Consider the following 14,596-nt stretch of genomic DNA (forward strand, 5'->3'; position numbering starts at 1 on the left):
GAGAGGGACCTGTGATGAAGATGAGGAAGAACTTGGAGAGGGGGAGCGCATGAATATGAGAAATAAGAGGCTGCTTGAATCTACGAAGAGGCTGTCTGACAGCACCTACAAGAGAGCAATGAATCAGGCTTATCAAGCTGCACATCCATCTCGGAAGGCGGCATACAGAGGTGCTATAATAAGTGGTGGTATCGGACTGCTGCTGCTGACTGTAGGAGGAGTCCTACTTGGGCTTGGTCAGACAGGATGGGGATTAAGCTTGCTCGGCTCCGGAATTGTGGTTGCAGGTATCAATGGATGGAATGTCCGCCGAATTTCAAGTAAGGGGTAGAACAACTTTTTTTTGCACAAATAGATACCAACCGTCGGTATATTACTTATGATTAAATCGATTCCTTACCCTGTAATTGATTTTTTATCTTCATTAGACTGGGGCCGGGAAGGGAAGGAAGACTGCCTTTCCCGGCCTAGTAGCATTACTATTGTGTGTCAACGAAAAGTAACTTCGGGATATTCACTGCTGGTGCTGTTCATCAGCGCTCCGCCAGTACCCTTCAGGTTCTTATTGAAGAAATCCAGAACATAGTGATTGACGACAGATGACCCTCTGTACCCGTCGATTGTTCCTGTAATACCGGCGTATTGCAGGAGATTCGAATAGAGCTGCAGGTCGGTGAAATTATAATGCTTCGCACCTTCCAATTGAATGATGCTTCCACCGTGCTGCTTTACTTTCTCCATTATGGCAAGTTCTTGTGCAATGATGCTGCTCATCTTCGTATCTGTAATAAGCCCCTTACGCTGCTGCTCCTTCATCTCGGTGAACTTATCAGCCTTCAGGAACAGGGCGGGCTTGTCGGCTAGTCTATTGATGTCTAATTCATAGAGAGAGCCATCCATATTAACCGCCGCTTTGACGCGGGGGTTCGTGTTCAAGACGTTAAATGCGGTCGCACCCCCGAAGGAGTGGCCCATGACACCAATCTTGTCCATGTCGATGGCGCCCGTAAGTGGGCTTGGCATGTGACCAGCATTCAAGCCATCCAACTGGCGAATGACGAAATTCACATCTTCCGTCCATACCGTTCCGATGGATTTGCCTACCGTATAGAAATTATCCATGTTGAAAGTAGTTCGATAGTCTGTATTTATGCCATCTGGAAACGCTGTAGCTACTGTGCTGTACGGATGGTCGATGGAAGCGACAATATAACCGTGGCTGGCCAGCTGCTCGGCTTGAGACACATGAAGCAGTCGGGTTGTCCCCATTCCATGATTGATGATTATTAATGGATAGGGAACGGAAGTAGGCTGTACTGCTGCTTCTTCATAGGCATTGCTGCGGATGTACTTCCAATAATCGAATATCGGTTCAGGGAGCCTGATAAATGATGATAATCCCTTTTTATAGGCAGTGAGCATCTTTGGATCCTCAGGAAAGACAGGTACGGTCTTCTGCACATTATCTACTTGTGCGGGGTACCAGAATTGCACAAGGATTTTACGTTTATCTCCACCATTCTCTGTATAGATCTCCTCTCGACCTTCATCCGTTAGCGACATCGTAAATGTGCCTACTTGATAGGGTCCCTCCAGTTTCGGCAGCTGAAAAACAGGCAAGTATGACGACAACAAGACGTTCAATGTGATTACGACGCAGGATAGGCCAAATAAAGTATAGCGCACAGATTTCCACAGATTGAACGTGCTAGATGACCGTATACTTTTCCAACATAGACTCCCCGTTACTACGATAGTTAGGCTGTACACGCCGAACATCTGCCATCGATAACCCTCTTGCCACAAGTGCAGCGTGAGAATGGACATGCTGATTGTACTGGCTACGATGCCGGTTAGCCGGGGCAGTTTGCGTGTAAATAGAGTACTTATCAATAATGCAAAGCAAGAGAAAGCTAGCAATATTTCATAGAGCCGCATAACGTTCCTATTCCTCCCGTTCTTCAGAGCGTACTTGCCTCTGTCTATTGAGCGTAAAGGGTGAAGATTAAGGAGAGGTCGATCGTTCGTTTAAAATTCGTTTAAAGAGTGAACCACGTATGTTTCAGTTTTTGTTCAGAATCATGGATTATTGTGTAAGTAGACTCTCGCCTAACGACGACTGACCCTGATCAGCCTACGGTACCTGGTGAGACGACAGATCCCGATACAGGAAATACGACGGAACCGGGTGGAAGCATGGCATGGGCAATCCAGACGGTGACAAGGATGATGAAGGAAATCCTGATGATGCAGATCTAGGAGGCAAGACGGATTCGAAGAAGCCGAATGCTAAGCGGGGGGTAAGCTGCCGCAAACTGGTGAAGAAGCGCCTGTATCGCCAATCGTCGGTATGATTCTCATTACTGCCGCAGCACTCATGTGGATAGCTCGGAAACGATTATTTGTAAGGCGTTGATATATGAACCGCCAAGGAGAGTTCCTTGGCGGTTAGCCTACTATTCTGTCCACATACAGAAGATTACAATCGTTCAGGAGTGTACAAGCAGTTCTGTTGCATGTTACCATAGACATATAACTGTTACATTTGGATAATGGCAAACCCTCGCGAAAGCAGGGGACGCAAAGCCACGGGTCTAATGCATTTACACAATGCGATGACAGCCGGGTTGCCCTAATTGCGACAATACGAGCGTCTATTTAAGTGCGCCGCCATTAGGGTGGCGCTTTTTTGTATATACAAGAAGCGCCCCTGGTGTTCATCTCATTCGAGCGGATAACGTCAAAGAATGGGAGATGGTAAGGATGCGGACACGTTGTACGGAAACGACTGACAACAACGCAAACTGGCAAGTAGAAGAAAAACAATCATTGGTAGGCAGCAAGCGAAGAATTGCAATAGGGCTTAGTGCTGCATTGCTGTTCGGCATGTTCATGCCACAGCCAACTCTCTATGCAGCGGATGAAACTAGCGGAAGCGGGACTGCTGCATCAGAATTGTTGAATGTGCCACAGGCGGCAGGAGTCAAGGTTCAGGGCATTTCGCTCGGTATGAGTGAGAAGCAGCTCTTCGAGCGACTGGGACAACCAGCACGCAAAGACGTAAGCGAGTACGGGTTCGAGTGGTACATCTATAACAAGGATTATAAGCAGTATGTGCAGGTCGGTGTGCTCAACAAGAAAGTTGTAGCTCTATACTCGAATGCTAAGGCTGATTATGGCAGCATTGGATTTGGTTCGACGAAGCAGGAAGTTACAGCAGCCTACGGGTCTTCCATCAGCCGAATTAAGAAAGGCAATACCATCTATAACTACAAGGATAACGGCGGAACATACAGTATGCACAAGGTAGGCGACGTTTATGCGACGGTGTTCTATGATGTGAGTCAGCGCGGCACGGTAACAGCTGTCCAATTCATTGCTGAAGCTGTGGAGTTGTCGTTCAAGGGTTACTTCGGTACGCCTAGCGAGCAATTGCGGACAAGCTTCGAGCAGCAAATATTCGATCTAGCGAACGCAGTTCGCGTACGCAATGGCAAGAAGCCGCTGCAATGGAACGATAAGATCGCAGGAACAGCACGCAAGCATAGCGGTGATATGGGAGAAAGAAGCTTCTTCGATCATAATAATCCGGATGGTAAGTCGCCGTTCGATCGAATAAAGGCAGACGGAATCATATATAAGTCCGCAGGAGAGAATATTGCCGCTGGCCAGACGAGTGCCATCTTCGTTCATGAGAACTGGATGAACTCGGAAGGGCATCGTGCCAACATATTAGGAGATTATTCGCGAATGGGTGTAGGCGTATTTTTCGGAGGTAAATCGAAAGTCTACTACACGGAAAACTTCTATACGCCACGAAGCTAGCAGGCCGTGTTAAAAAGACGCCTTCAATCCCACAGAAACAGTGGTGTTGGAGGCGTCTTTGATTGATGCGGCGTTATGGGGTCTTCTCCATGACAGCCTTCACAATAAGCCGGTGTGTGGCTGTGTCGATTGGATCACAGGTGATGAGTGTCAGCTCCCGATCCGTTGGATTCTGATCGAGAACGGACAGATCTTCTGGGGTCACGACGGATTTCGATTGCACGGTATACGTGTAGGTCTGATCCGACGTTTCTAATTGAACTTTATCGCCTTGTTTTAACTCATTGAGTCTATTGAAGTGTCTGCCGAATGTCAGACTACGATGGCTCGCCAATACAAAGTTGCCGATCTCGCCCGGCATTCGGCCGGGGACAACGATTCCACTTCCAACCTTGAGAGAGGCAGGTGTGGCTTCTTCTACCATAGGTTCCCGCAGATCGATTTTGTCGATCGATATTGCCCCATATACAAGGAGACCGTCAATGGATTTAGGCTCCTGTTTTTTTGGTGTGGTTGAATCGGTTTGTATCTTGGAGGTTACTTGAATGCTGTCTTGCGGCAAGTTGTCCCACTCCGTAAGGAGCCGAAGCTCTCTTTGTTGTTCGTTGTATTGATTCCACTTCGGATATAGGATAAGGGCTAACCCGGCAAGGAGAAACAATAGAGCCGTGAAACCAAGCAATCTGGACATGATTTGATTCTTTTTCGTAATAAGAGGCACCCCCTTAACGCACTATGTCTGTGCCTCTATTGTACCGTATGTAGCAATATGTTTTCCATAACCCACCATGCTGGTAGGTGCAGTTCGTAGGGGATCGGATAGCAGCAGTGAAGCTCAATTGCAGCAACCGGATGCTGGAAGGAGGCGTTAGCAATCTAAGATGATGAGGATCCTTCCTTAGGGGAAGCCTGCTGAAGGATTGCTTTATGCATCCAAATTGCAGCTTGTGAACCTTCCGCCATCGCAATCGTAACCTGTTCCGAATGCACACATACATCTCCTGCCGCCCATACATTCGGGACATTGGTCATTTTCGTACGTGGATCCACCATAATGTGTTTATTTTCATGCCGCTCTATCCCAATCTGCTCTGCGAGGGAGGACTTCACCTCATTGCCTCCGAAGGCAACAAATCCACGCTCTCCATCGATGATCCTTCCATCGGAAAGTCTCACGCCACGGAAGACACCTTCTTCCTTACATACTACTTCTTCAATCTGTGCATCAATTACTTCAATTTTCTGTGCGTCCAATTGTTGCATTTGATCAGCAGACAAGGGCTTCTGCTCGTGATTCACATAGACGATGTCACGGGTCCAATACAATAGCGTTAGTGCCATATCAGCTCCGGTAGAGCCAGAACCGAGCACAATGGTTCGCCGACCGCTCACTTCATAACCATCGCAATCAGGGCATACATACACCGTAAGGCCTAGGCAGGGCATGAGATTGGGCAAGGATGGAAGCCGATCCATGATTCCAGTGGCGAGCAGGAGTGTACTTGCTGTGAAGAGGCCGTTCTCTGTTGTCGTCACGGTGAAGCCATGCTCGCCATTAGGTGCGAGACTCGTCACGGTATCTTCAAGCAGATGTATGCCTAACGATGTGGCCTGCCGTTTACCCAAAAGACGAAGCTGAGTACCGGACACTCCCTCAGGCCATCCGAGCACATTATGGTAGGAACGGCATATCGTAGATCTGCCATAACCACTATCGATCACCAGCACGCGGTGTCGGTATCTCCCCAGCTGAATGGCAGCTTGCAGCCCGGCAATGCCGCCACCAATAATAATGCTCTCATAGCACATAAGCAGACACTCCTACCGTTTCTGAATGATTATTGCATGAAATAATGTCTGGCATGCCAAGAAAGAGATCTTATCTTACTTCCCCTGCTGCTTCGTTAAATTCTCCTGAGCAAGGCGAATCATCTCCCGCACCATCGAGCCGCCGATTCGTCCGCCAACGCGACCTGCATCTTCCGTTGACAACTGTCCATTGTACCCTTCTTGCAACGGCACACCCAGTTCCTTAGCTACCTCATATTTGACATCATTCGGCCGGTTCGGATCTACTGCAAATCCTTCGCGGCGCATGACCTCGGCTTTAAAAGCATTGACACTGTTCTCGGCACCTGTAACAAGCAACTTTCGACGACTTCTTCGGGACATAACCTTGTTCCTCCTGTGTCTTCAAAATTAATACTCTTCATACATTCCCCCTCCCAATCGAAATTATGTAAGAAGTGAAGAGGAGTAGGAATATACTATGGAGAATTAATCCAGTGAGTAAGTGTCTGTTTGGGTAAGCACACCATTCGAGAGGAGCTTGCAAATGGATTCGGAATATCAAGATGTACAAGTGAAGGAAGCAGAGTTAACGGTGGAGCAGCAGAGGACGAATACATCCGATGTGATCTGGTATTCGCCGCTTGAAGCGCCGTTCGCAATTGCTGGATTACACTGGCTGTCTACGGAGGGGAAATATCGACGGCTCCCCGTATCGCCAGAACACAAAATTCCAGAGGGAGTCGACTGGCTGGCGGATCATACAGCAGGTGGTCAGATCCGCTTCGTGACGGACTCTTCGAAGCTGTTTCTGCGGGTGAAGTTATCTGGCCCACACGACATGTATCATATGTCGGCGACGGGGCAGTGCGGCTTCGATTGCTATGTGGAAGCGGATGGACATCTCCACTACCGAAGTACGACGGCAGGATGGAATCCTAGAGATTCTGAGTATGAGTCTGTCCTATTTTTCCGAGATGAAGCACAGAAAAGGCTTGTCGTTCTGAACTTCCCGCTGTATCAAGGGGTAGAGGAGATTATGGTCGGGTTGAAAAGGGATGCCATCGTGGAGTCCCCGCCTGCCTATGAGGATCCAGGCAAGGTTATTGTTTACGGAACCTCCATCACCCAAGGGGCATGCGCCATTCGTCCTGGAATGTGTTACACGAACATTCTTAGTCGAAGAATCAATCGTGAATTCATTAACTTAGGCTTCTCTGGCCATGGAAAAGGAGAGGCCGAGCTAGCTCATATTATTGCATCTATATCCGATCCAGCTTGTCTTATTCTGGACTACGAAGCGAACAGCGTCTCTCCAGAACGATATGCGGAGACACTGCCGCAATTCGTAAGGATTTATCGTGAAGCGCATCCAGAAGTTCCGATTCTTATATTATCGAGACTTGCATTCTCCTTTACACGCTTCGATGAGGAGGACTCCAGACTGCATCAAGTGCGCAAGCACATGCAGATGACGTTAGTGGAATCCTTGCGGCAAGCAGGGGATCGTCTTATCTACTTCTGTGATGGTGAACAGCTTCTTCCACAGCATGCTCTTGAATGCTTCGTGGACGGCACTCATCCTACCGATCTAGGGTTTGTGCAGATGGCAGATGGACTGGAGCCAGTACTGCGAGAAATACTGGAAAGCAATTCTTAATATAGCCTTACACAATAAGCAGGGAACTAGTTGCATACGGAATGATTCAGAGGTGGCCCAACCAAGGGCCGCCTTTTTTATCGTATTAGCGTTGATGGAAGAAGCAGAACCGGACAATGGCGATGAAAAAAGGTATGTATGTAGGAACGATTATGAGAGGCTTCTATTATTTGAGATTCATATAGTAATAGGAAAAGGAGGTATGGAAACATGAGAACTGTAATCTCTCACTTCTACAATGAGGAATATTTGCTGCCATGGTGGTTGAAGCATCATGCTTCACTTTTTGATCATGGAATTCTCATCAATCGAGGGTCGACGGATCGCTCTGTTGAAATTTGCCGACAATTGGTTCCCCATTGGGAGGTTCGAGATTCCAAAGTCCCTACATTTGACGCAGAACAGGTTGATATAGAGGTCATGGAAATCGAGGAAGAGTGCATGGGCTGGAAAATGGCGTTAAATACAACGGAATTTTTATGCTTCCCTGATAAGAATAAGTTCTTTTCTTCGCTGGATGAGATGGGCAGCAGTATGTATTCTATTCGTACGATTATGCTAGTTGATGACCCTAACTACGGCTATGATGAGCCGGATCCAGCCAAGCCTTTAGTAGAGCAGCGCCACCATGGTTTTATTTTGCCTGATACCGGCCGATTCATTCATAAGTACTCTCGGGGTAATTATGCTCCAGGAAGACACTTCTCTTCCCATCCGTTTATCGATTACCCCTTCAATGATAATCCGTATCCGGCCATTGTTATCAAGTTTTTCTATAGCCCATGGACAGAGGAAACACGGCTTCGAAAGTTACAGATTGGGCCAACCCTTTCAGAAGGCAGTATTTATCGAAGCATGGGGCTACAGCATCTCGTTACCCGCGAAGAATTAGAGCGGAGATATAACAGTTATGTGAACCAAGCGACCGATTTAAGTCGTCATCCTGTTTATCAGCGTCTATGGAGGTGAGCTGTATGAAGGCGGTCATACTTGCAGGCGGATACGGAACGAGAATTGGTGAGGAGACGCAGGTCAAGCCGAAGCCGATGATCGAGATTGGCCCCCAGCCGATACTGTGGCACATTATGAAGCTGTACAGCCATTATGGAATTCGTGAGTTTATCATTTGTCTGGGGTACAAGGGGCACGCCATCAAAGAATATTTCATCCATTACTATATGCGGCATACGGATTTCACGTTAGATATGGGTAGTAACACTGTTGACTATCATGGGGACAATACTGTTCCGTGGAAGGTTACACTAATCGATACTGGTGAGGGGACAGAAACGGGAGGACGGATTAAGCGAGTTCAAGCGTATGTTGGCGACTCTACCTTTTGCCTCACCTATGGAGATGGCGTTAGTAATGTAAATATTGCTGAATTGATTGCGTATCATCAATCCCATGGCAAATATGCGACAGTAACGGCAGTTCAACCTCCAGGGAGATTCGGTTCGCTTGCCTTGGCGCAGCAGCAGGTCATTGATTTTACAGAGAAGCCTGCAGGGGATGGCGGCTGGATAAATGGAGGCTTCTTTGTATTGGAGCCTGACGTGTTCCCATATATTCTAGATGATGCTGCCGTATGGGAGACGGATGTCTTAACCGAACTAGCACGCCAGCGGCAGCTTATGGCTTATGAGCATCATGGCTTCTGGCACCCGATGGACACAATGCGGGATAAGAAGAAATTGGTGGACTTGTGGGAACGGGGACAAGCGCCGTGGAAGGTGTGGCAGGCATGATCAATGAAGCTTTTTGGCAGGGAAAGAAGGTTCTTGTTACGGGACATACGGGCTTCAAGGGATCCTGGTTGACGATATGGCTGTCCTTGATGGGTGCGGAGGTTGTTGGATACGCCTTACCACCGAGTACGAAGCCGAATCTGTATGATGCTGCCGATATTCAAGCAGTGTGTGTGCACTCCGTTATCGATGATGTGAATGATTATTCAGCTCTGCTGAAGGTGATGTCGGAGCACGAGCCGGAGATTGTGTTCCATTTGGCTGCACAGCCGCTCGTACAAGCGTCCTATGAACATCCGGTAAGCACCTTTCACACGAATGCAATGGGAACGGTGTATCTGCTGGAGGCGGTTCGTCATACAGCTAGCGTTCGTGCTGTAGTCAATGTAACGAGCGACAAGTGCTATCGCAATACAGGGGAATCGGTGCTTCCATTTCGCGAAGAAGATCCGCTAGGCGGTCATGATCCTTATAGTGCTAGTAAGGCTTGTGCCGAAATCATTGCAGCAAGCTATCGAGATTCCTATTTTCGCAGCGAGGATGGTCAAGGGCCTAGAATGGCGTCCGTTCGGGCAGGTAACGTCATTGGCGGCGGGGATTGGACAGAATCTCGTCTTCTGCCGGATGTAATAAGAACTTGTTCCGCCTCTGAACCACTACTTGTTCGGAACCCGAACGCGGTACGACCGTGGCAGCATGTGTTGGAACCCGTGCACGGTTATCTTCTTCTCGCGGAGAAGCTGTGGGATCATCCGCAGTACGCAGATGGATGGAACTTCGGGCCGCTGGAACAGCCAGACACAACCGTTCAAGATATCATTCAAATGGCAGCAGAGATCTGGCAGGTAGACATACAAGTGGTGCTAGAACAAGTAGCCTCTCGCTATGAAGCTCCTAGACTATCTCTGGATAGCAACAAGGCTGCACAGCTATTAAACTGGCATCCGAAGTTGTCTATCAAGGAGGCTGTAGCATGGACGATCTCCTGGCATCAGCAGTATCGTGCAGGAATGAACGCTAGAGTGCTATCAGAGCGGCAGATCGTCGACTATGTTCGCAGAGAAGGAGGGAGAGAAGGCAAATGAACTCACATTGTCGGATATGCGGTACACAGCTTGTGCATACCTTTGTCGATTTAGGACAATCTCCACTTGCAAATGCCTTCCAAACACCAGAGGAATTGGGAGATGCCGAACCCTATTATCCGCTCCATTCGTATGTATGTGATACTTGTTGTCTCGTACAGCTTGATCAGTTCGCGAGCCCGGCTAGTATATTCAAGCATTACTTATATTTAAGCTCCTATTCTACGAGTTGGCTGAAGCATGCAGAACAATATACAGACATGGCGATTCGCAGATTTCGACTGAACGGCGATTCACTGGTCATCGAGATTGCGAGCAATGACGGTTATTTACTGCAGTATTTCCATCAGCAGGGTATACGAACACTGGGGATAGAACCAGCAAGCAATGTGGCTCAACTTGCGAGGGATAAGGGAATTCCGACGAAGGCAGAGTTTTTCGGACAACGGCTGGCGGAAGAGCTCGTTAAGGACGAGGGGATTAGCGGGAATCTAATCGTAGCGAACAATGTGCTGGCTCACGTTCCGGACGTGCAGGATTTTGTCGCTGGTCTGAAGCGGCTGCTCCATCCGGAAGGTACCATTACGATTGAATTTCCGCATGTACTCAATCTTATTCGATATAAGCAGTTCGATACGATTTATCATGAGCACTTTTCTTACTTCTCCCTGTTCTCGGCTCAGCAGCTATTCTCCATGCACGGACTCCAAGTAACAGATGTAGAAGAACTTTCTACACATGGGGGGTCATTGCGCTTGTATGTCATGCATGAGGACAAGGACAGATTGGCTGCAGCAGCTGTGCAGAAGGTTCTGGAACAGGAACGGCAGAACGGACTGCACGACTGGCGGGCATACACCGCGTTCGCCCAGCAGGTAGAACAGATGCGGGAGGATATTATCCGATTCATGATGGAAGCTCGCAATCAAGGCAAGCTGGTGGCAGGTTATGGGGCACCGGCGAAGGGCAATACGCTGCTTAATTATTGCGGGTTCCACACGGCATGGCTTCCATTTACTGTGGATCAGAATCCATATAAGCAGGGGCTGTATTTGCCTGGTTCGCGAATTCCTATTCGCAGTCCTGAGGAGCTGAAGCGAGTACGTCCAGATTATGTGCTTATACTGCCTTGGAATTTGAAAGAAGAGATTATGGAGCAGTGCGCTTATATCCGAGAATGGGGCGGTAAGTTTGTCATCTTTGTTCCAGAGATTGAAGTGGTGTGAAGGATGGATAAAATACTGGTTACAGGCGGCAGTGGGTGGATCGGCAGCTTCGTCGTTCAGATCTTGCTCCAGGAAGGGTACGACGTCCATGCTATATATCGGAGAGCGCATAGAGCGGATCTCTTCTGTACGTGGCATCAGATAGATTTGTGGGATGAGGAAGAAGTGAAGGCCCTTATCGAACAGGTAAGACCGACACACCTTATTCACCTTGCCTGGGATGCTATTCCGCCGCAATGCTATACTTCTCTGAGCAACTATAACTGGATGCAATCCAGCAAGACGCTTATTGATCATTTTATTCAAAGTGGAGGACAAAGATTAATCGTTGCTGGCTCTTGTGCTGAATATGAATGGACACCGGGATTATTGTCAGAGGTCAATTCTCCATTATCGGAGAAGACTTTATATGCGGTATGCAAAAATTCGCTGCGTGCTTGGCTGGTGTCTTTTACGGAACAACGAGGGATAAGCAGCGGCTGGGCACGTATTTTTCATTTATATGGCCCTTATGAGCAAGGGAACCGTCTCGTATCTTCGATTATTCGCTCGCTGTTGGCCGAACGGGAGGCAGCCTGCTCACACGGCAAGCAGTATCGCGACTTTCTGTATGTCAAGGATGTGGCGGATGCGCTGGTGTCTTTTCTCTTCAGCAAGGTGGAGGGCGCATTGAATATCGGTTCAGGGAAGCCGGTTCAGGTGAAGCAGATCGCCCTGATGATTGCCAAGAAGTTGGGGCATGAACGTTTGCTTCGATTCGGGGCACTCCCTGATCCCGTAGATGAACCCTTGTATGTTGGCGCTCATGCTGGGCGCTTGAAGCAGGAATTGCGATGGCAGCCTCAGTATAGTTTGTCGGCAGGAATAGACGAAACGATCGAATGGTATAGGAATATCCAGAAGGATATTCGCTAAATTCACTTGATCGATTTATCGTAGTAGTGAATGGACTCCATGCATTCGCGCAGCCTCAATAAATTTTAAGCGAACGCTCAGCTGCATTTCAGCTAATAATAGGATAATAGAAGGAACAGGGAATATATCGCAGCAGTGAGGGAGAGGCGTGGATGTATCGGAGCAGAGGGATTCGAATTCTCATCGTAGATGATGAGCCGAATATTTTACAATTTCTTGAGCTGGGCTTGGTAAATGAGGGGTTTGATGTGCAGGCTGCACAGGATGGCGTAACTGCCGTAGCCCGATTTACCGAGTTCCAGCCTCATGTCGTTATATTGGATGTGATGATGCCGGGGATGGACGGATATGAAGTGTGCCGTATGCTGAAGAAGTCAGAAGATGTGGCGGTTATTATGCTTACGGCGAAGGATGAGGTGGATGACCGTGTGAAGGGGTTGAATCTGGGGGCAGACGATTACATGGTCAAGCCATTCAGCTTCGCTGAGCTATTGGCACGAATTCAAGCACGGATTCGCAATCAGTTCCCGACGATGTTCGGGGATGTGCAGATAGGGCCATTCGTGATCGATGACAAGCGCAAGGAAATGAAGTATAGCGGCAGTGTGCTGGCGCTCTCGCCAACGGAGTATGATCTGCTCAAGTTCCTCGTGCTGAATCGTGGCGTGGTATTGAGCAAGTCTGTCATCTTGGATCGGGTATGGGGTTATGACTTTGGGGGAGAGGACAATATTGTCGAGGTATATATCCGATCTTTGCGGGAAAAGTTGAACGACAAGGAACATCAGTTAATTAGAACGTTGCGTGGAGCTGGTTATCGGGTAGATATCCCATGAGGAATCGATGGCGTTCCGGTCTAAAGAGGATCGTAAACTTGTATTCACTACGTACCCAATTGCTGTATCGTTCTTTGCTTGTCATTGCTATCTTGCTGGTGATCGTCGGCATGCTGCAGTATATATTTATGCGCGAGGTTGTGTATCAGAATAAAGCAGCGAGTCTTCAAAGTCATGCAATGAGCATTCCTGGATTCGTCTGGAAGCGGGTGGGACAGTATCATCGTCAGCTTGAACAGTCGGGACAGCGTGTACCCGAACCCTCAATGCCGATGCTGCTTATGCCGGATACCCATGTGGCCTTCATTGATCAAGCAGGGGACTATCATTCACTGCCGAATGGGCAAGGTGAACTTGCCACCGTACAATTGAATGCTGAGGAGTATAAGAAGGCAAGAAGGGCTCCTCTGGGCAATCCATCCTACCACATTGCAAATGATTCGAACGGAAAAGAACAGTTGGTTGTACTGCATCCCGTCTTATCAGCTCCTGGCAGGGAAATAGGGACGGTGCAGATTAGTGCGCCAACGGCTCCGCTTAACGACTTGCTCATGGGGCAGACGCTTACTTTTCTCATGATAGCTGCTATAGCGATGTTACTAGGGGTAATTGTGCTGCTTCCAGTCATCCGAAGGACGCTGCGACCGCTGTCTGCAATGGTGAGTACAGCTGAACAAATCGATGCAGGCAATCTGGATAGGCGCTTCTCCACCGCGCAGGGACAATCTGAGGTGGATCGTCTAGCCGATTCTTTCAATAGCATGCTGGAGAGGCTAGAGACTTCCTTCGACGCGGAACGGGAGATGAAGGAGCAGATGCGACGCTTCGTTGCCGATGCATCCCATGAGCTTCGTACACCGTTGACTTCGATCCATGGATTTCTAGAGGTTCTGCTTCGCGGGGCGGCCCAGCATCCCGAACAGCTGCATAAGGCATTAACAAGCATGCATAGCGAGTCGGAGCGACTAAGTAAGCTGATTCATGATTTGCTTCTGCTGGCGAAGCTGGATCGAGATGGGGCGCCCTCCATTGAACTGATCGAAGGATCTCTAGATGGAATCATTCGTAGCATGGAACCGCAGCTAGTAATGCTGGCAGGAAAGAGAACGGTGACGATTACGCTAGAGCCTCAGCTGTTATGCAAGCAAGATCCCGATAAGATGAAGCAGGTTGTGCTCAATCTGGTGCATAATGCGGTTCAACATACGGATGAAGAACTAGGGCACATTCACGTCGAGGGTATGAAAAATAAGAATGGAGTTCAGCTATCCGTCTCTGACAATGGGTTGGGTATTGCTCCTGAGCATCTTCCTTATCTGTTCGATCGATTCTATCGCAGCGAATCTTCGCGGAATCGCAAAAGTGGAGGTTCCGGACTAGGTCTGGCTATTACGAGATCGATCGTTGAAGCGCATGGTGGAACGATAGACGTTGTTAGCCGAATAGGCGAGGGCAGTACATTTCGGATATGGCTGCCTCGGTAAATGGATATTGGACGGGGCTTATTGGTTGA

Annotated in this window: 16 protein-coding genes and 1 riboswitch; of the genes, 12 read left to right on the plus strand and 4 right to left on the minus strand. The window is 48.5% G+C overall.

The window, feature by feature from the left end; translation table 11 throughout:
- The first annotated feature begins 49 nt into the window (after positions 1-49).
- Positions 50-331 carry a hypothetical protein gene (locus BP95_RS0124860; protein ID WP_139170660.1) on the plus strand — a complete coding sequence of 94 codons (282 nt, stop codon included), beginning with the start codon at positions 50-52 and terminating at the stop codon, positions 329-331.
- 158 nt (positions 332-489) lie between these two features.
- Here BP95_RS0124860 and BP95_RS0124865 read toward each other — a convergent pair whose 3' ends face one another.
- Positions 490-1,938, minus strand: coding sequence for an alpha/beta hydrolase family protein (locus tag BP95_RS0124865; protein WP_028533488.1), 1,449 nt, complete (start codon positions 1,936-1,938; stop codon positions 490-492).
- A 263-nt stretch (positions 1,939-2,201) separates the two neighbouring features.
- On the opposite strand from BP95_RS0124865, the gene BP95_RS33345 reads away from it, so the two are divergent.
- The 3 genes from BP95_RS33345 (at position 2,202) to BP95_RS0124875 (ending at position 3,825) form a co-directional block, all read left to right on the plus strand.
- Entirely contained in the window at positions 2,202-2,354 is a 153-nt protein-coding gene (locus tag BP95_RS33345) for a hypothetical protein (RefSeq protein ID WP_155987352.1), read from the plus strand.
- A complete protein-coding gene (locus BP95_RS34665) occupies positions 2,342-2,416 on the plus strand; it encodes a hypothetical protein (protein ID WP_368087123.1) in 75 nt (24 codons plus the stop codon). The genes BP95_RS33345 and BP95_RS34665 overlap by 13 nt, the downstream gene beginning before the upstream one ends.
- A gap of 128 nt (positions 2,417-2,544) precedes the next feature.
- Positions 2,545-2,635, plus strand: a riboswitch (cyclic di-GMP riboswitch).
- A 128-nt stretch (positions 2,636-2,763) separates the two neighbouring features.
- Complete coding sequence (locus tag BP95_RS0124875; RefSeq protein WP_021252763.1) at positions 2,764-3,825, plus strand: CAP domain-containing protein; 1,062 nt, start codon at positions 2,764-2,766, stop codon at positions 3,823-3,825.
- Positions 3,826-3,898: 73 nt separating this feature from the next.
- Here BP95_RS0124875 and BP95_RS0124880 read toward each other — a convergent pair whose 3' ends face one another.
- The 3 genes from BP95_RS0124880 to BP95_RS0124890 form a co-directional block, all read right to left on the minus strand.
- Positions 3,899-4,516, minus strand: a complete 618-nt coding sequence (locus tag BP95_RS0124880) for a class D sortase (protein WP_231515193.1) — start codon at positions 4,514-4,516, stop codon at positions 3,899-3,901.
- A 185-nt stretch (positions 4,517-4,701) separates the two neighbouring features.
- Positions 4,702-5,634, minus strand: a complete 933-nt coding sequence (locus BP95_RS0124885) for an NAD(P)/FAD-dependent oxidoreductase (RefSeq protein WP_021252761.1) — start codon at positions 5,632-5,634, stop codon at positions 4,702-4,704.
- A gap of 75 nt (positions 5,635-5,709) precedes the next feature.
- Positions 5,710-5,997 (minus strand): alpha/beta-type small acid-soluble spore protein, encoded by a 288-nt coding sequence (locus BP95_RS0124890; RefSeq protein ID WP_028533490.1) that lies wholly within the window; start codon positions 5,995-5,997, stop codon positions 5,710-5,712.
- Positions 5,998-6,160: 163 nt separating this feature from the next.
- Here BP95_RS0124890 and BP95_RS0124895 point away from each other — a divergent pair, with 163 nt between their 5' ends.
- The 8 genes from BP95_RS0124895 (at position 6,161) to BP95_RS0124935 (ending at position 14,567) form a co-directional block, all read left to right on the plus strand.
- Positions 6,161-7,273: an SGNH/GDSL hydrolase family protein gene (locus tag BP95_RS0124895; RefSeq protein ID WP_051614189.1), complete on the plus strand. Its 1,113-nt coding sequence runs from the start codon at positions 6,161-6,163 to the stop codon at positions 7,271-7,273.
- Positions 7,274-7,483: 210 nt separating this feature from the next.
- A complete protein-coding gene (locus tag BP95_RS0124905; RefSeq protein ID WP_021252758.1) occupies positions 7,484-8,242 on the plus strand; it encodes a glycosyltransferase family 2 protein in 759 nt (252 codons plus the stop codon).
- 5 nt (positions 8,243-8,247) lie between these two features.
- The gene (rfbF, locus tag BP95_RS0124910; RefSeq protein ID WP_021252757.1) at positions 8,248-9,021 is read left to right on the plus strand and encodes a glucose-1-phosphate cytidylyltransferase; all 774 of its coding nucleotides are present in this window, start codon (positions 8,248-8,250) and stop codon (positions 9,019-9,021) included.
- Entirely contained in the window at positions 9,018-10,106 is a 1,089-nt protein-coding gene (gene rfbG / locus BP95_RS31345) for a CDP-glucose 4,6-dehydratase (RefSeq protein ID WP_036667605.1), read from the plus strand. The genes rfbF and rfbG overlap by 4 nt, the downstream gene beginning before the upstream one ends.
- Positions 10,103-11,332, plus strand: coding sequence for a class I SAM-dependent methyltransferase (locus BP95_RS0124920; protein WP_028533492.1), 1,230 nt, complete (start codon positions 10,103-10,105; stop codon positions 11,330-11,332). The genes rfbG and BP95_RS0124920 overlap by 4 nt, the downstream gene beginning before the upstream one ends.
- Before the next feature lie 3 nt (positions 11,333-11,335).
- A complete protein-coding gene (locus BP95_RS0124925) occupies positions 11,336-12,247 on the plus strand; it encodes an NAD-dependent epimerase/dehydratase family protein (protein ID WP_028533493.1) in 912 nt (303 codons plus the stop codon).
- Positions 12,248-12,399: 152 nt separating this feature from the next.
- Positions 12,400-13,083: a response regulator transcription factor gene (locus tag BP95_RS0124930; protein ID WP_021252753.1), complete on the plus strand. Its 684-nt coding sequence runs from the start codon at positions 12,400-12,402 to the stop codon at positions 13,081-13,083.
- Positions 13,080-14,567, plus strand: a complete 1,488-nt coding sequence (locus BP95_RS0124935) for a sensor histidine kinase (protein ID WP_028533494.1) — start codon at positions 13,080-13,082, stop codon at positions 14,565-14,567. The genes BP95_RS0124930 and BP95_RS0124935 overlap by 4 nt, the downstream gene beginning before the upstream one ends.
- Positions 14,568-14,596 lie beyond the last annotated feature (29 nt).

This window comes from Paenibacillus sp. UNC217MF (assembly GCF_000686865.1).
GTDB classification, from domain to species: domain Bacteria; phylum Bacillota; class Bacilli; order Paenibacillales; family Paenibacillaceae; genus Paenibacillus_B; species Paenibacillus_B suaedae.